General features: G+C 63.3%; 15 protein-coding genes. 5 read left to right on the top strand and 10 right to left on the bottom strand.

Annotated features, from left to right (window positions below; genetic code table 11):
- Window positions 1-80 precede the first annotated feature (80 nt).
- The 4 genes from QMO80_RS27055 (at window position 81) to pepT (ending at window position 4,241) form a co-directional block, all read left to right on the top strand.
- Window positions 81-1,016, top strand: coding sequence for a carbohydrate ABC transporter permease (locus tag QMO80_RS27055; protein ID WP_168296556.1), 936 nt, complete (start codon window positions 81-83; stop codon window positions 1,014-1,016).
- A gap of 4 nt (window positions 1,017-1,020) precedes the next feature.
- Window positions 1,021-1,851 carry a carbohydrate ABC transporter permease gene (locus tag QMO80_RS27060; protein WP_283200953.1) on the top strand — a complete coding sequence of 277 codons (831 nt, stop codon included), beginning with the start codon at window positions 1,021-1,023 and terminating at the stop codon, window positions 1,849-1,851.
- Between the two features lie 4 nt (window positions 1,852-1,855).
- The gene (locus QMO80_RS27065) at window positions 1,856-2,914 is read left to right on the top strand and encodes an ABC transporter ATP-binding protein (RefSeq protein ID WP_283200954.1); all 1,059 of its coding nucleotides are present in this window, start codon (window positions 1,856-1,858) and stop codon (window positions 2,912-2,914) included.
- A gap of 94 nt (window positions 2,915-3,008) precedes the next feature.
- The gene (gene pepT, locus QMO80_RS27070) at window positions 3,009-4,241 is read left to right on the top strand and encodes a peptidase T (protein WP_283200955.1); all 1,233 of its coding nucleotides are present in this window, start codon (window positions 3,009-3,011) and stop codon (window positions 4,239-4,241) included.
- A gap of 40 nt (window positions 4,242-4,281) precedes the next feature.
- Here the strand turns inward: pepT and QMO80_RS27075 are convergent, their stop codons facing one another.
- The 5 genes from QMO80_RS27075 to QMO80_RS27095 all read right to left on the bottom strand — a co-directional run bounded on the left by QMO80_RS27075 (window position 4,282) and on the right by QMO80_RS27095 (window position 9,111).
- Window positions 4,282-5,148 (bottom strand): cell wall hydrolase, encoded by an 867-nt coding sequence (locus tag QMO80_RS27075; RefSeq protein WP_283200956.1) that lies wholly within the window; start codon window positions 5,146-5,148, stop codon window positions 4,282-4,284.
- Between the two features lie 158 nt (window positions 5,149-5,306).
- Complete coding sequence (locus tag QMO80_RS27080) at window positions 5,307-6,347, bottom strand: sulfate/molybdate ABC transporter ATP-binding protein (protein ID WP_283200957.1); 1,041 nt, start codon at window positions 6,345-6,347, stop codon at window positions 5,307-5,309.
- 10 nt (window positions 6,348-6,357) lie between these two features.
- Window positions 6,358-7,230 carry a sulfate ABC transporter permease subunit CysW gene (gene cysW, locus QMO80_RS27085; protein WP_283200958.1) on the bottom strand — a complete coding sequence of 291 codons (873 nt, stop codon included), beginning with the start codon at window positions 7,228-7,230 and terminating at the stop codon, window positions 6,358-6,360.
- Complete coding sequence (cysT, locus tag QMO80_RS27090; RefSeq protein ID WP_283200959.1) at window positions 7,220-8,077, bottom strand: sulfate ABC transporter permease subunit CysT; 858 nt, start codon at window positions 8,075-8,077, stop codon at window positions 7,220-7,222. Before cysT ends, cysW begins: the two co-directional genes overlap by 11 nt.
- An 8-nt stretch (window positions 8,078-8,085) precedes the next feature.
- Window positions 8,086-9,111: a sulfate ABC transporter substrate-binding protein gene (locus tag QMO80_RS27095; RefSeq protein WP_207585581.1), complete on the bottom strand. Its 1,026-nt coding sequence runs from the start codon at window positions 9,109-9,111 to the stop codon at window positions 8,086-8,088.
- Window positions 9,112-9,472: 361 nt separating this feature from the next.
- On the opposite strand from QMO80_RS27095, the gene QMO80_RS27100 reads away from it, so the two are divergent.
- The gene (locus QMO80_RS27100) at window positions 9,473-10,489 is read left to right on the top strand and encodes a porin (protein ID WP_283200960.1); all 1,017 of its coding nucleotides are present in this window, start codon (window positions 9,473-9,475) and stop codon (window positions 10,487-10,489) included.
- A 49-nt stretch (window positions 10,490-10,538) separates the two neighbouring features.
- On the opposite strand, the gene QMO80_RS27105 is transcribed toward QMO80_RS27100, so the two are convergent.
- The 5 genes from QMO80_RS27105 to kdpB form a co-directional block, all read right to left on the bottom strand.
- Entirely contained in the window at window positions 10,539-10,994 is a 456-nt protein-coding gene (locus tag QMO80_RS27105; protein ID WP_283200961.1) for a PTS sugar transporter subunit IIA, read from the bottom strand.
- 57 nt (window positions 10,995-11,051) lie between these two features.
- Window positions 11,052-11,744, bottom strand: a complete 693-nt coding sequence (locus QMO80_RS27110) for a response regulator transcription factor (protein ID WP_283200962.1) — start codon at window positions 11,742-11,744, stop codon at window positions 11,052-11,054.
- On the bottom strand, window positions 11,741-14,449 hold the full coding sequence (locus QMO80_RS27115) for a sensor histidine kinase KdpD (protein WP_283200963.1): 2,709 nt from the start codon (window positions 14,447-14,449) through the stop codon (window positions 11,741-11,743). Before QMO80_RS27115 ends, QMO80_RS27110 begins: the two co-directional genes overlap by 4 nt.
- Before the next feature lie 262 nt (window positions 14,450-14,711).
- A complete protein-coding gene (gene kdpC, locus QMO80_RS27120) occupies window positions 14,712-15,281 on the bottom strand; it encodes a potassium-transporting ATPase subunit KdpC (protein WP_283200964.1) in 570 nt (189 codons plus the stop codon).
- A gap of 16 nt (window positions 15,282-15,297) precedes the next feature.
- Window positions 15,298-17,358: a potassium-transporting ATPase subunit KdpB gene (kdpB, locus tag QMO80_RS27125; protein WP_283200965.1), complete on the bottom strand. Its 2,061-nt coding sequence runs from the start codon at window positions 17,356-17,358 to the stop codon at window positions 15,298-15,300.
- Window positions 17,359-17,374: the final 16 nt, after the last annotated feature.

Consider the following 17,374-nt stretch of genomic DNA (forward strand, 5'->3'; position numbering starts at 1 on the left):
GGGGGCCGCGGCCGCCCAGTTTTCAGAAGCATTACCCGCGCGAAAATCCGCAACCGGGTAGACATGGAAATTACGCACTGATGACCATTTCCGCCGATATGCTTGACATGCGTCGCGACCGCAGGCCGTGGCTGCGTCGTCTTGCCGATGCTTCGGAGCCCTATCTCTACAGCGCCCCGGCCCTGATCCTGATCATCGCTGTCATGCTGGTGCCGCTGACATTGGGCGTTTCCTACGCCTTCCGCGACATCCAGCTGCTCAACCCGTTTTCCGGCGGTTTCATCGGGCTCGATCACTTCCGCGAGCTTTCTACGGATGCCGCCTTCTACGGGGCGCTGAGAAACACGCTCTGGTGGACCGGCGCCTCCGTCGTCCTGCAGTTCGTCTTCGGGCTCATCCTGGCGCTGCTGCTCGACAAACCGTTCCCGGGCCGGGCGATCGCGCAGGCGCTGGTCTTCCTGCCCTGGGCCGTGCCGTCCTTTCTTGCCGGCCTCAACTGGGCCTGGCTGTTCAATCCTGTTATCGGGCCGATCCCGCACTGGCTTTTCGCCCTCGGGCTGATGCATGAGCCGGGCAATATCCTTTCCGATCCCAATTATGCGATGTGGGGGCCGATCGTTGCCAATGTCTGGTGGGGCATTCCCTTCTTCGCCATCACGCTGCTGGCCGCCCTGCAGGCTATCCCGCGCGATCTTTACGAAGCGGCGTCGATCGACGGTGCTGGCTGGTTCCAGCGCTTCCGCTCGATCACCCTGCCGTTTCTGGCACCGACCATCGCCATCACCGTGCTGTTGCGAACCGTCTGGATCTCCAATTTCGCCGATCTGATCGTCGTCATGACCAATGGCGGGCCTGCCGACCGCACGCAGATCGTCGCGAGCTATATCTTCACGACGGCGTTCAAGCGGCTCGATTTCGGTTATGCCTCGGCGATCGCGCTGGTGCTGCTGGCCCTGCTGCTCGCCTATTCGATGCTGATCATCCTGCTGCGGCAGACGCTGCTGAACAAGGATTGAGACGATGAGACGATCCGCCGTTCCCACCATTGCGCACCGCCTGGCAATCCTCTGCTACATCGCCTTCGCGCTCTTCCCCCTGTTCTGGCTGCTCAAGGTCTCGGTGACGCCAAACGACCTGCTCTATAGCGAAGGCGTTCGCATGTGGCCATCGCGCACGAGCTGGGATCATTATGCCTTCGTGCTGCAGCACAGCGCCTTTCCGACCTTCTTCAAGAACAGCCTGATCGTCTCGGTCTCGACGGCGGTGACCGTGACGATCTGCGCCTCGCTCTCCGGCTACGCGCTGTCGCGTTTCAATTTCCAGGCAAAATACTGGATCGTCGCCTTGATGCTGCTGACCCAGATGTTCCCGCTCGTCATGCTGGTGGCGCCGATCTTCAAGATCCTGTCGCCCTTGCACCTGACCAACAGCCTGACCGGCCTCGTCGTCGTCTACACCGCCTTCAACGTGCCCTTCGCCACCTTCCTGATGCAGTCATTTTTCGACGGCATTCCCAAGGATTTGGAGGAGGCGGCGATGATCGACGGTGCGACGCAGTTCACGGCTTTTCGCCAGATCATCCTGCCGCTGACGCTGCCCGGCATCGCCGCCACACTCGGCTTCGTCTTCACCGCCGCCTGGAGCGAACTGCTCTTTGCGCTGATGCTGATCAACGGCAACGACGCGGCGACCTTCCCGGTCGGGCTTCTCACATTCGTTTCGAAATTCTCGGTGGATTTCGGGCAGATGATGGCGGCGGGCGTCATGGCGCTCATTCCGGCCGGGCTCTTCTTCCTGCTCATCCAGCGTTATCTCGTCCAGGGCCTGACGGCCGGCGCGGTCAAGGGTTAAACAAATGGCATCGATCGATATCCAGAATATCCGCAAAGCCTATGGCCATGTGCAGGTGCTGCACGGCGTCGACCTCGAAATCCGGGACGGCGAATTCGTCGTGCTGGTCGGCCCCTCCGGCTGCGGCAAGTCCACGCTGCTGCGCATGATTGCCGGGCTGGAGGATGTCACATCGGGCGAAATCCGGATTGCCGGCGCCCGGGTGAACGAGCGGCATCCCAAGGATCGCGACATCGCCATGGTGTTCCAGTCCTATGCGCTTTACCCGCATATGAACGTTGCCGGCAATATGAGCTACAGCCTGAAACTGCGGAAGACGGCGAAGGAGAAGATCGCCAGTGCCGTCTCCGCGGCCGCCGCCAAGCTCGGTCTCGATCCGCTGCTTGAACGTCGGCCGAAGGCGCTCTCCGGCGGCCAGCGCCAGCGCGTCGCCATGGGCCGCGCCATCGTGCGCCAGCCGAAGGCCTTCCTGTTCGACGAGCCGCTGTCCAATCTCGATGCGCGCCTGCGCGAACAGATGCGTGCCGAAATCAAGAAGCTGCACGGCGACCTGAAGGCGACCTCGATCTACGTGACCCATGACCAGATCGAGGCAATGACGCTGGCGGACCGGATCGTCGCCATGCACGGCGGCGTGGTGCAGCAGGTCGGCAGTCCGCTCGAACTCTACGATCACCCCGCCAATCTGTTCGTCGCCGGCTTCATCGGCTCGCCGGGGATGAATTTTCTCGATGCGAGCTATGTCGACGGCGGCGTCAAGCTGCAGGACGGAACGATCGTTCCGCTGGCAAAGCCGCTGCCCCTTGAAGATGGTGCCAGGGTTACGCTCGGCATTCGGCCGGAGCATGTGCTGATGACGAATGACGGGGCGGGCCTTGCCACCGATGTCGAACTCGTCGAACCCACCGGCTTCGGCATCATCCTGCATCTTGCCCTGCACGGCCTGCCGTTCAAGATCTTCACGCTCGATCGCGAAGCGCTGAAGGCAGGCCCGAAGGTCAATGTGGCTTTCCCGGCGCAGTACCTGCATGTGTTCGACGACGAGGGGCTACGCGTCGATTGATCAGGTCAATCCTCACGCATTGCGAGCGGAAAAAACTTTTGCCGCATCGCCCGTGAGGATTATATCAACCAGGTGATTTGCTGGATTGGATGCCATGACCGACACTGTTCTCGACCGCTTTCTCCGTTATGTCGTTATCGACACGCAATCCGATCCTGCCTCGTCGACGCAGCCGACCACCGAAAAGCAGAAGGATCTCGGCCGGGTGCTGGTCGATGAACTGCTGAAGATTGGCTTGGCCGACGCGCATCTCGATGAACACGGTTATGTCTATGCGACCATTCCTGGAAATAGCGACAAGGCGGTGCCGGTCATCTGCTTGTGCTCGCATATGGATACCGCGCCCGATTTCAGCGGCACGGGTGTCAAGCCGCAGATCGTCCGCAACTATGCCGGCGGCGACATCGAACTTGCCGGCGATTCGAGCCGGGTGATCCGCGTTTCCGAGCATCCCGAGCTGAATAACCAGATCGGCAACGATATCGTCACCACCGACGGCACGACCCTGCTCGGCGCCGACGACAAGGCGGGGCTGGCGGAAATCATGACTGCCGCGCAGTTCCTGATCGACAATCCCGAGATCCGGCACGGGACGATCAAGATCCTGTTCACGCCCGACGAGGAAGTCGGTCGCGGCGTCAACAAGGTTGACCTGAGGAAACTCGGTGCCGACTTCGCCTATACCATGGACGGCGAGACGGCCGGCCATATCGAGGACGAGACTTTCTCGGCCGATGGCGTCGAGATCGCTATTTCAGGCGTGGCTATTCATCCGGGCTTTGCCAAGGACCGCATGGAGAACGCCATCAAGATTGCCGGCGCCATCATCGACCGGCTGCCGAAGGAGATGGCGCCGGAGACCACCGAGGGCAAGCAGGGCTTCATCCATCCGGTCGGCGTGACCGGCTCGATGGAGAAGGCGTCGCTGAGCTTCATCATCCGCGACTTCACCGACAAGGGGCTCGCGGAAAAGGAGGCGATGCTCGAGACCATCGTCAAGAAGGTGATGGCCGGCTATCCCGGCTCGACCTATCATTTCCAGGTCAAGGAGCAGTATCGCAACATGAAGGTGGTGCTCGACCGGCATCCTCAAATCGTCGACAACGCCATCGAAGGGGTGCGCCGAGCCGGCATGACGCCGGTGCGCGGCAGCATCCGCGGCGGCACGGATGGTTCGCGCCTCTCCTTCATGGGCCTGCCATGTCCGAACATCTTCGCCGGCGGCCATGCCTTCCACTCGCCGCTCGAATGGGTCAGCCGCCAGGATATGGAAAAGGCCGTCAAAACGATCGTTGAGCTTGCGAGGGTCTGGGAAGAGCGCGCCTGAGCGCCCTGCAATTTAACCCACAACCGGAAGAACGACGGGCTTAGCCGCCGTTCGCCGCGACGCTGCCGCGCAGCAAGACGCTGTCATAGGCGGGGCGGGGGATGGGGATCGCGATCCGCATTCCCGGGTCCGGTTCGATCGAGGTTTCCGGCTCGGTTACCGGGGTCGTGATCTGCATCGGCATGGGATTTGCGATGGGCGCCATATGGGCGGCCGTGGGCGCCGCATTGATCGGGGACATCGTGCTCGCCGTCGGCATCGGATCCGGCGCCGGCAGCGGAACCGGAACGGCCGAGGGGATCAAAGCCTCGAACTGCGGCGGCAGCATGCTTTCTCCCGGCACATAGTTCATCGCCACCTCATAGGCGGGCAGCGGCGGCGGCGTTTGCAGCATGCCATCGGCGCCGCGCTTCTCGTAGAAGGCGTTGCCGCCGGCGACCGCCACATAATGCATGTTGTTGTAAGGGAATTTCAGCCCGTCGGTGTGGAAGAACATCGCATCCTTGACCGCGGGATGACGGGCGCCTTTGAGGATCGCATCGGCGGCGGTCGCCAGCTCGGTTTCGGCCTGCGGCTTGACTTCGCGCGTCATCACGCCGGGCGCAAACTGCTTTTCCTGGGCGACGACGCCGCAGATCGACGGCGGATAGGCGCCTGACGTCAGCCGGTTCATGACCACGGTTCCGACAGCCATATAGCCGTCCTCATCGGAGTGCTGCGATTCGAAATACATCGCACGCTGCAGGCAGTCGCGGTCCTTGTTCGTGTAGTTGAAGGTAACTTTCGCCGGTTGCTTTGTCTTCGCCGCCGTTGCCGCCGGTTTCTGTGTCGTCGTGCAGCCTGTAGCCGCCAGCCCTACGAACAAAATCCCGATCAGGGATTTTCCAAAGGAAATCTCCGCCCTCAACGCAAGGTGCCTCCTGTGGGATTAGTCCTACTTATTAACGTGAAAATCTTTTACTCGTCATGTGACAAAAATACAAACAACCATAGATCACAAAAAGCCAAGGGGACTCTCGCCACATGAGAGTCCTGCAAGGAGTCGGGTCGCGACAACAACCTCCATCAGCTGCGGAACAGCTTCCAGCGGGTCGGCTTGAAGGCCACGCGGTGGCGGTCGAGCCTGTCGGCCTCGCTCGGCGGCAGCTCGATTTCGATATGCGGGCGATCATTGCCGATATCCAGTTCGATGTGGCGGGTGCCGGCGACGCGGCGGCTGGAAACCGGCTGGCCGGCGATGCAGTTTTCCGCCGATTCGCAGAGCCTGACGTCATGCGGGCGGAAATAGAGCTGCGCCGTGCCATCCGGTTCGCCCTCGGCATTGAGGCCGAGCGAGCGGCCTTCGAAGCGGATGTCGCCGTCCGAGATTTCGACCTGCAGGCAGTTCGACTGGCCGATGAAGCCGAAGACGAAGGGCGAGTTCGGATTGTCGTAGACCTCGTCAGGCGTGCCGACCTGCTCGATCGCGCCCTGGCTCATGACGACGACGCGATCGGCAAGCTCCAGCGCCTCGTCCTGGTCGTGGGTGACGAAGACGGTGGTGTGGCCGGTGCGGTCGTGGATCTCGCGCAGCCATTTGCGCAGGTCCTTGCGCACCTGGGCGTCGAGTGCGCCGAAGGGCTCGTCGAGCAGCAGCACGTTCGGCTCGACGGCCATGGCGCGGGCGAGCGCCACACGCTGGCGCTGGCCGCCGGAAAGCTGGGCCGGGTAGCGTTTTTCCAGGCCGGAAAGCTGCACGAGGTCGAGCAACTCCAGCGCCCGCTTGCGGATATCAGCCTTGGCCGGCCGCCGCGCGCTGTTTCTGACTCGCAAGCCGAAGGAGACGTTGTCGAGCACCGTCATGTAGCGGAAGAGCGCATAATGCTGGAAGACGAAGCCGATATTGCGCTGCTGCACTGACTTCTTCGAGGCATCCTCGTCGCCGAAGAAGATCTGCCCCTCGGTCGGGCTTTCGAGGCCGGCGATCAGGCGCAGCAATGTCGTCTTGCCGGAGCCCGACGGGCCGAGCAGGGCAATCAGTTCGCCGGAGCGGATGCCGAGCGAGACATCGTGCAGCGCCGGAAAACGCTCGAATTCCTTGCGGATGTTTTGAACGCGTACTTCCATTCCCAATCCTTCAGTGCCGCCGGCTGGCGGAGATTTCAGCGCTATAGCGCATTTCCAGCAACGTCTTCAAAACAAGAGTGACGAGCGCCAGCAAGGCCAGCAGCGTGGCGACGGCAAAAGCGCCGGTGAAATTATACTCGTTATAGAGAATTTCCACCTGCAGCGGCATGGTGTTCGTCTGGCCGCGAATGTGGCCCGACACCACCGAGACGGCGCCGAATTCGCCCATGGCGCGGGCGTTGCAGAGCAGCACCCCGTAGAGCAGTCCCCATTTGATGTTCGGCAGCGTCACGTGCCAGAAGGTCTGCCAGCCGCTGGCGCCGAGCGAAAGGGCCGCCTCTTCGTCCGCCGTTCCCTGCTCCTGCATCAGCGGGATCAGCTCGCGGGCGACGAAGGGGAAGGTGACGAACATGGTGGCGAGAATCAGGCCCGGCACTGCAAACAGGATCTTGATGTCGTGGGCGCTGAGCCACTGGCCGAGCCAGGTATTGGCGCCGAACAGCAGCACGAAGACCAGGCCCGATATAACAGGGGAGACCGAGAAGGGCAGGTCGATCAGCGTCGTCAGGAAGGCCTTGCCCTTGAATTCGAACTTGGCGATCGCCCAGGCGGCGGCGACCCCGAAGACGAGGTTGAGGGGAACGCTGACGCCGGCGACGATCAGCGTCAGGCGGATCGCCGAGAAGGTTTCGGCATCGCCCAGCGCCGCGATGAAGGGGCCGGCACCCTTGCGGAAGGCCTCGACGAAGACGGCTGCGAGCGGCAGCAGCAGGATCAGCAGCAGGAAGACCAGCGAGAGGATGATCAGCGTGAAGCGCGCGATCCGGTTTTCGGTGGTGACCGAACGCAGCTTCACCGGTTGAGCGGTTGTATCAAGCGCCATAGCCGTACCTCCGCCTGCTCCAGCTCTGGATGAGGTTGATGACCAGCAGCATGGCGAACGAGATGATCAGCATGATCGCCGCAATGCCGGTCGCGGCCGCATAATTATACTCTTCGAGCTTGATGATGATCAGCAGCGGCGCGATCTCCGACTTGAACGGCAGGTTGCCGGCGATGAAGATGACCGAGCCGTATTCGCCGACGCCGCGGGCAAAGGCGAGCGCAAAGCCGGTGAGCACGGCCGGAGCCAGTCCCGGCAGCAGCACGCGGAAAATCGTCTGGAAGCGGTTGGCGCCGAGTGTTGCTGCGGCTTCCTCCACCTCCTTGTCGATTTCCTCCATGACCGGCTGCACGGTGCGCACCACGAAGGGCAGGCCGACGAAGATCAGCGCCACGACGATGCCGGCAGGGGTGAAGGCGATCTTGATGCCGAGCGGCGTCAGGAACTGGCCGATCCAGCCGTTCGGCGCATAAAGCGTCGTCAGCGCGATGCCGGCGACAGCGGTCGGCAGCGCGAAGGGCAGGTCGACCATGGCATCGATGATGCGCTTGCCGGGAAAGCGGTAGCGCACCAGCACCCAGGCCAGCAGGATACCGAAGACGGCATTGACAACAGCGGCGATGAAGGCGCTGCCGAAGCTGATGCGCAGCGCGTTCAGCGTGCGCGGATCGAGCGCGATCGACCAGAATTTCTCCCAGCCGAGCGCGCTCGAGCGGACGGCAAGGCCCGAGAGCGGGATGAGGATCAGAAGGGTGAGCCAGGTCAAGGTAAAGCCGAGCGCCATTCCGAAACCCGGAATGACGCTCGGCCGCCTGAACCGCCACCGCGTGGGGCTATGTGCTTTCATGAAGTCTATTATTGGGCCGGCTTGTAGATCTGGTCAAATACCCCGCCATCGCCGAAGAATTTCGGCTGCGCTTCTTTCCAGCCGCCGAAGTCGTCGATGGTCGCGAGCGTCAGCTTCGGGAAGCGGGCGATGTCGGCCGGATCGGCGGCTTCAGGCTTGATCGGCCGGTAGTAGTGCTTGGCGGCGATCTTCTGGCCTTCGTCCGAATAGAGGTAGTTGAGATAGGCTTCGGCGACCTTGCGCGTGCCCTTCTTGTCGACATTGCCGTCGACGATGGCGACCGGCGGGTCGGCGCGGATGGAGAAGCTCGGCGTGACGATCTCGAACTGGTCGGGACCGAGTTCTTCGAGCGAGAGATAGGCTTCGTTTTCCCAGGCAAGCAGCACGTCGCCGAGACCGCGCTGGACGAAGGTGGTGGTGGCGCCGCGCGCACCGGTATCGAGGACCGGAACGTGCTGCAGCAGCTTGGCGACGTAATCCTGCGCCTTGGCTTCGTCGCCGCCATTCGCCTGCTTGGCCCATGCCCAGGCGGCGAGGAAGTTCCAGCGGGCGCCGCCCGAGGTCTTCGGGTTCGGCGTGATGACCTGCACGTCGTCCTTGACCAGGTCGCCCCAATCCTTGATGCCCTTCGGGTTGCCCTTGCGGACGAGGAAGACGATCGTCGACGTATAGGGCGTCGAATTGTTGGGGAATTTCGTCTTCCAGTCGGCCGGGATCTTGCCGGTGGCCTTGGCGATGGCGTCGATATCGCCTTCGAGCGCCAGCGTGACGACATCGGCGTCGAGGCCGTCGATGACCGAGCGGGCCTGGGCGCCGGAGCCGCCGTGCGAGGCCTGGATCGTCACGGTCTCACCGCTGTCCTTTTGCCACTTGGCGGCAAAGGCGGCATTGAAATCCTTATACAATTCGCGGGTCGGATCGTAGGAAACGTTGAGCAGCGTCTGATCCGCGAAAGCAGGAGCAATGCTCCCGATCGCGAAGCTGCCCGCCATGACCGCGGCCGCGAGGAGCCGGGTGAGCCGTTGTGTCTGCATGGGAACCCTCCTGTTTTCTGTCTTAACTCTATCAAGTCAGTCGTATAATGAAACGAAGGTTCTTCCCGCTCGGCCCCGATCGTTGGAATGTCATTCCATTTAAGGGGTGATTTTGAAATAGACGTGCCGGAGTTGGCCGCGGCCAATTGCTTGCTTCTGCCGCCGGCCGCGGGGCCGTGCTTTTTTGGCCACAGTTCCTCCACGAAAGCGCCGTGTTGGTGCGGATTTTTGCCCCGATTTTGCCGCGATGACACTTGCGCATTCCTATATGGCGACCGTGCGGTCGTATTCGCTGACCGCTACGTGGGGGCATCCCTTGACCATGCGCCCCACATTCCAAACCTGTTTAGGGCCATTGAAAATGAATATCAGAACTATCCTTTTTGCCTCCGTAGCCGCCCTTGCCGCGGCCTCCGGAGCCCGCGCAGCCGACGCCATCGTGGCGGCGGAACCCGAGCCCGTGGAATATGTTCGCGTTTGCGACGCCTACGGGACCGGCTATTTTTATATTCCGGGAACGGAAACATGCCTTTCGATCGGCGGTTATATCCGTACCGAAGTGCGCTTCGGTGACCATATCTCCGGCGATTCCGACGTAAACTTCTGGACTCGCGGTCAGGTCACCTTCCAGGCCAAGAACGACACCGAGTACGGCACGCTCACCGGCGTCATGACGCTGCGTTACAATGCCGACAATGCTTCCGATCAGGAAGCTCTGCTGGATGAAGGCTATATCGATATCGCCGGCTTCCGCGTCGGTAAGCTTTACAGCTGGTGGGATGACGACATGAGCGGCGAGACCGATACGCTCGCCAGCAACGAAACGACCCACAACTCGATCCGTTATCAGTACGAGGCGGGTGCTTTCGCGGCCGGCATCTCGGTCGACGAACTGGAAGAAGACTACGCCACCAAGCCGGGCGAAGGCCCGAACAACTTCGGTGTCGCAGGCCAGGTCTCCTACAAGGCCGGCGCCATCAGCGCCTACCTGCTTGCCGGTTATGACACCGACACCAGCGAAGTCGCGGTTCGCGGCATCGTCTATGCCGATATCGGCCCGGGCACGCTCGGCATCGCCGGCATTTGGGCAAGCGGCGCCAACTACTACTACGAAGAGTCCGAATGGACGATCGCAGCGGAATACGCCCTGAAGATCAACGACAAGTGGTCGGTCACCCCCGGCTTCCAGTACTTCGAAAACATCGCTCTCGAAGCTGACGGCAATGGCTTCACCGGCGGCAGCGCCTACACGACTGGTGTCACGATCGATTACCAGATCGTCGAAGACCTGCGTTCGAAGCTCAGCGTGCAGTATCACGATGAGGACGAAGGCGACGACGAAGTCTTCGGATTCCTGCGCTTCCAGCGCGATTTCTAAGATCGTCTGATTGCAGATGGAGAGGCGCGGCTTTCGGGCCGCGCCTTTTTCACACCCTGGAATCGGCGATGAAGTCTGAGTAGAATTCGTCGGCCGTCCTTGCCTTGCGCATGGCGGCGAGCGCGCCGTCCGATTGCAGCCGCCGGGCGATGGCGGACAGCACGTTCAAATATTCGCCGCGATTGTTCTCCCCGAAAAGCAGCACGAAGGCGATATCGGTCGGGATATCGTCGATCGCCTCGAAATCCAGCGGCTGGGCGAAGCGGAGGAGCAGGCCCCGCGGGCTGGTCATGCCGTCGATTGCCGCATGCGGAATGGCGATGCCGTTGCCGATCCCCGTGGAGCCGAGCCTCTCGCGCGCTTCGAGCGCCTTCAGGATGGTCTGGCCGTCGACGGAGAAGGCCTTGGCCGCCTTATCCGCTATACCCTGCAGCGCGCGCCATTTCGTCGGCGCCGACACGCCGATGAAGGTGTGTTCCGGCCGGATGATGTTGGGAAGGTTCATGTCATTCTCAATGCGTTCGGGGCTCAATGCTGTTCGGGCAGCGGGAGGGAAAGGCGGTCAGTCCGGTTCCCTGAGCCGGTAGCCGACGCCGGTCTCGGTGGTGATATAGTGCGGCTGGTCGGGAATCTGTTCGACTTTTTGCCGCAGCTGCCTGATGTAGACGCGCAGATACTGCACATCGGCCGCCGGCCCCCATACCTGCTTTAGAAGAAACTGGTGGGTCAGCACCTTGCCGGCATGCTGGGCGAGCACCCGCAGGATGTCGTATTCCTTCGGCGACAGTTTGATGTCCTGGCCGTCGACCTTGACGATGCGCTTGACGAGATCGATCGACAGCCCGCCGGTCTGGAAGATCGCCTTTTCGCCCTGCTGTTGCAACCGGTGGCGCAGCGCCACGCGGATGCGGGCGCCGAGTTCGTTGACGCCGAAGGGTTTGGTGACGTAATCGTCGGCCCCGCTTTCCAGCGCCGTGACGATGCCGGCCTCGTCGGTGCGGCTGGAGAGGATGACGATCGGCACGGAAAGCCCTTCATCGCGCCACGCCTGTAAGAGGTCGTGGCCCGATATGTCGGGCAGGCCGAGGTCGAGCACGATGAGGTCGGGGAGGCTGTCGGTCACCGACTGACGGGCGCCGGCGGCATTTGCCGCCTCCTGCACCTCGTAACCCTGCGCGGTCAGGCCGACGCGGAGCAGCTTGCGGATCGGCGGTTCGTCGTCGACGACGAGAATTTTGACGGCTGAACCGGTCATTTGAGTTCATCCAGTTTTGGAATGTCGGTGGGTTTCGGCAGGCGGATGGTAAAGACGGCGCCCGAACGGCCGGCCCGGTTGCCGGCGGCGATCGTGCCGCCCATCGCCTCGATGAAGCCGCGGCAGATGGAAAGGCCGAGGCCGGTGCCGGCGCGCACCTGATCGCCCTTGCGCACTCGGTAGAAGGTGTCGAAGACACGGGTGAGATCGGCCGGCGGGATGCCCGGGCCCTCGTCCAAGACCTGCAGGACGACGTTGTCGGCATCGGCCCAGCCGCCGATATGGATCACCGAGCCCTCGGGCGCATATTTCGCAGCATTGTCGAGCAGGTTGAAGATAACCTGCTCGAACAGCACAGGATCGACGCGCACCATCGGCAGGTCGGCGGGAATGCTCATCTCGGTTCGGTGCCGTTCGAGGATCTTTGCGGCACGGCGCAGCGCGCTGCCGGCGATATCGCCGGCATAATGCAGTGCAGCGTTCGGCTCCATCGCGCCGGATTCGATCTTGGTCATGTCGAGCAGGTTGACGATGAAGCGGTTGAGCCGCTCGGATTCGTCAACGACGGTGGAAAGCAGGTCGCTGCGATCTTCCTCGGGCATCGAGGCGAAATAGTCGCGCAGCGTGCCGGCGGCGCCGAGGATGGCGGCAAGCGGTGTTTTCAGGTCGTGCGAGATCGAGGTCAGCAAGGCCGAGCGCAGCCGGTCGGCTTCGGCCGCAAGCCTTGCCCGGTCGACATCGGCGACGAGCTGGACACGTTCGATGGCAAGGGCCGCCTGGTCGGCCAGCGCGTCGAGCAGCCGCTGCTGCTCCGGCGTCAGCAGCGGTCCGTCGCGGCGGTCGCTGTCGAGGCCGATGACGCCGACGGCGGTGCGCCCGGTTCTGAGCGGCACGTAGAGGCGCTTGGCGCCGGGCAAAGTATCGGCGCCGCGGCCGGCGGCGTGATTGTGCTCCCAGGCCCAGCGGGCGGCGGCGATATCGGCGTCGTCGAGCGTGTCGTCAGGCGGATAACCGGCCTTGACGGCGATGCTGCCTTCCTCGGGCAGCAGCAGCACGACGCGGACCTTCAGCATCGAGGCGAGCTGGAAGGCGGTCGCCCAGAGCACGTCGTCGAGCGTGCCGGTGCCGGCGAGTTTCTTGGAGAAGAGATAGAGATCCTCGGTCGTGCGCGCCCGCTGCCGGGCGGCCGCGGCCTGGCGCTGCACGGTCGCGGTCAGGTTGCTGGCGATGATGGCGACGCCGAGGAAGAAGAACAGCGCAAGCACGCTTTCCGGATCGCTGATCGTCAGCGTATAGCGCGGCGGCAGGAAGAAGAAGTTGAAGGACAGCGCGCCGAGGATGCAGCTGTAAAGCGCCGGCCGCAGCCCATGCAGGACGGCGGAGGTCAGCACTGCCATCAGGAAGACCAGAGCCAGGTTGCGCACGTCGAGCACCTGATCGAGCACGACGCTGACGGCGAGCGCGATGGCGACATAGACGGTCGCCAGCAGATAGGCGCGGAAATCCAGTGGCGGCGCGGTGGCGGCCGCCTTGACGCCGCGCGCGGTGGTGCCGTCCTTCTCGGTGCCCGAGATGACATGGACGCTGATCTCGCCGGTCTTGCGGATCAGTTCGTCGGTGATCGACCGGCTCCACCAGTCGCGCCAGCTCGGCTTCTTCGGGGCGCCGATGACGATATGGGTGACGTTGTTGGCGCTGGCGTGGCGGACGAGTTCTTCGGCCACCTCGCGGCCGGGAAGGGTGATCGCTTCGCCGCCGAGCTGTTCGGCAAGCCGCAGCGTGGCGGCGACGGTATCGCGTTCGGCTTCGGAGAGATTGATCGAGCGGTTGGTCTCGATATAGACGGCCGCCCATGGCGCGCGCAGCCGCGAGGCCATGCGGGCGGCATAACGCACCAGCGAGGCCGAGCGCGGATGATGGTCGACCGAGACGAGGACACGTTCGCCTGCTGCCCAGGGGCCCGAAATGGCGTGAGCCTGCATATGGGTCAGCAACTGGTCGTCGACGCGCTGGGCGGTCTTGCGCAGCGCCAGTTCACGAAGCGCCGTCAGATTGCCCGGCGTGAAATAATTGGTCAGTGCTCGCTCGGCGGTGCGCGGCATGTAGACCTTGCCGTCATGCAGGCGCTTGATCAGATCATCCGGCGTCAGATCGATGATCTCGACGTCGTCGGCCAGGTCGATAATCGAATCCGGCACCGTCTCGCGCACACGGATGCGGGTGATCTGCGAGACGACGTCGTTCAGGCTCTCGACATGCTGGATATTCAGCGTCGAATAGACGTCGATGCCGCGGTCGAGCAATTCCTTCACGTCGAGGTAGCGCTTCGGATGGCGGCTGCCCTCGGCATTGGTATGGGCGAGTTCGTCGACAAGCACGAGATCGGGCCTGCGGGCGAGGATGCCGTCGAGATCCATCTCCTCGAGCGCCCGGCCCTTATAGTCGATTTCGACGCGGGGGATGATCTCGAAACCGGCGACCAGCGCCTCGGTCTCCTTGCGGCCATGGGTCTCGACGACGCCGATGACGACATCGAGACCATCGGCGATCTTGGCGCGGCCGGAGATCAGCATTTCATAGGTCTTGCCGACACCCGGGGCGGCCCCCAGAAAGATCTTCAGACGGCCGCGCGTTTCCGCCCGGGCTTTTTCGAGAAGCGCATCGGGCGATGGCCTGCCGGCCTGGTCGCGATTGTCGTCTGGCATGCGTTTGGTCTTTCTGCAGATGCCTTTACTTGAGATCGGTGAGACCAGCCCCTCATCCGGCTGCCGCCACCTTCTCCCCGCTTGCGGGGCGAAGGGGACATGCCGCGACGTCTCCGTCCCTCGCCGAGCTCTCACTTGGCACGTCCCCTCTCCCCGTCAGAACGGGGAGAGGGTTAGGGTGAGGGGCAGCCGCTAGCGCCAGCCGACATCAGTGAGTCAAACCCGAGGATGAACGGAGATTGGGGTTTCTTGCTCGCCAAACTCACTCAGTCATAGAAGCATCAAGCCTCTGGTTCAACGCCAGAACATTGACGGCCGGTTCGCCGAGAAGGCCTAGCTCACGGGCCTGGACGGCGCCGTCGACCAGCGCCTTGACCTTGGCTTCGTCCATGTTGCGCGCCTTGGCGACACGGGCCACCTGGAAGTAGGCGGCTTCGGGCGAGATATCCGGGTCGAGGCCGCTGCCCGAGGCGGTGACGAGGTCGGCCGGCACATCAGCAGTCGGGTTCGTCGCCTTGGCTGCCTCGTAGTCGCCCTTGACGCGGTCGATCAGTTTCTGGCTGGTCGGGCCGAGGTTCGAGCCGCTGGAGGCGGCGGCATTGTAGCCGTCGCCGGCAGCGGAGGGACGGCCGTGGAAATACTTGTCTGACGTGAAGGCCTGGCCGATCAGCGTCGAGCCGATCACCTGGCCGTTCTTCTCGATGAGGCTGCCGTTCGCCTGGGTGGGAAAAAGGGCCTGGGCGGCCCCGGTCATGGCGAGCGGGTAGAGAAGGCCGGTGATGGCGGTGGTGGCGACGATCATGACGACGGCCGGGCGAAGTTCTTTCAACATTGTTCTTACTCCTTGTTCAGGCGAGGCCGAGGGCCGCGACGGCCAGATCTATCGCCTTGATGCCGATGAAGGGGACGATGATGCCGCCGAGACCGTAGATCAGCAGGTTGCGCGACAGAAGCGCGCCGGCGCCGATCGGGCGGTAGCGCACACCCTTCAAGGACAGCGGGATCAGCGCGACGATGATCAGCGCGTTGAAGATGATCGCCGAGAGGATGGCGCTCTGCGGCGTCGAAAGCCCCATGACGTTGAGCACGCCGAGCTGCGGGTAGAAGGTGAGGAACATCGCCGGGATGATGGCGAAATATTTGGCGATGTCGTTGGCGATCGAGAACGTCGTCAGCGCGCCGCGCGTCATCAAAAGCTGCTTGCCGATCTCGACGATCTCGATGAGCTTGGTCGGGTCGCTATCGAGATCGACCATGTTGCCGGCTTCGCGGGCGGCGACCGTGCCGGTGTTCATGGCGACGCCGACATCGGCTTGGGCGAGAGCCGGCGCATCGTTGGTGCCGTCGCCGCACATGGCGACCAGCTTGCCCTTGGCCTGCTCCTCGCGCATCAGCGCCAGTTTCATCTCCGGCGTCGCCTGGGCGAGGAAATCGTCGACGCCGGCCTCAGCGGCGATGGCGGCTGCCGTCAGCGGGTTGTCGCCGGTGATCATCACGGTGCGGATGCCCATGCGGCGGAGCTCCGTGAAGCGTTCGCGGATGCCGCCCTTGACGATGTCCTTCAGCTGGATAATGCCGAGCAGCCTGCCGTCACGGGCGACGGCCAGCGGTGTGCCGCCCGATTTGGCGACCTCGTCGGCGATCGACTGCAGTTCGCGCACGACCTCGCTGCCGTTCTTCGAAGGCGTGTCGCCATTGACATAGGTCAGCACGGCATCGACCGCGCCCTTGCGGATCGCGGCGCCTTCGAGATCGACGCCGCTCATGCGGCTCTGGGCGGTGAAGGGCACGAAGGTCGCCTTGAGGCTCGCCATGTCACGGCCGCGGATCGCATATTTCTCCTTGGCGAGCACGACGATGGAGCGTCCCTCAGGCGTTTCGTCGGCCAGCGAGGCGAGCTGGGCGGCATCGGCGAGATCCTGTTCGGAGATGCCGCGCACCGGGCGGAAGCTCGTCGCCTGGCGGTTCCCGAGCGTGATCGTGCCGGTCTTGTCGAGCAGCAGCGTGTCGACGTCGCCGGCGGCTTCGACCGCGCGGCCGGACATGGCGAGCACGTTGAAGCGGACGAGACGGTCCATGCCGGCAATGCCGATCGCCGACAGCAGCGCGCCGATGGTCGTCGGGATCAGGGTGACGAAGAGGGCGACGAGCACGATGATCGGGATCGAGCCGCCGGCATAGATGGCGAAACTCGGGATCGTCGCCGTGGCGAGGACGAAGATCAGCGTCATGCCGGCAAGCAGGATGTTGAGCGCGATCTCGTTCGGCGTCTTCTGGCGCTCCGCCCCTTCGACCAGCGCGATCATCCGGTCGATGAAGGTCGAGCCGGCCGCCGCTGTGATGCGCACGCGGATCCAGTCGGACAGCACCTGGGTGCCGCCGGTGACCGCCGAGCGGTCGCCGCCGGATTCCCGGATGACCGGGGCGGATTCGCCGGTGATCGCCGCTTCGTTGACGGAGGCTACCCCTTCGACGACTTCGCCGTCCGAGGGGATGATGTCGCCGGCTTCGACGAGCACGAGGTCGCCGACCTTGAGGCTGGTGCCCGGCACCATGCGGTAGTCGCTGCCGTTGTTGCCGGTCAAGAGCTTGGCCTGGGTTTCGGTGCGCGCCTTGCGCAGCGAGTCCGCCTGCGCCTTGCCGCGGCCTTCGGCGACAGCTTCGGCGAAATTGGCAAAGAGCACGGTGAACCAGAGCCAGAGATTGATCTGGAAGGAGAAGCCGAGATTGCCGTTGCCGGCGACGAGATCACGCAGGAAGAGCACGGTGGTCAGCACCGAGACCGTGGCGACGACGAACATAACAGGATTTCTGGCAAGCGCCCGCGGGTCGAGTTTTTTGAAGGCGGCGCCCACGGCCGGAATGAGGATGCGAGAATCCATGATGCTCGCGGATTTTGCCTGGCTCATAAGAGACTCCAGCTTG

Source organism: Rhizobium sp. BT03 (genome assembly GCF_030053155.1).
In the GTDB taxonomy this organism is placed as follows: domain Bacteria; phylum Pseudomonadota; class Alphaproteobacteria; order Rhizobiales; family Rhizobiaceae; genus Rhizobium.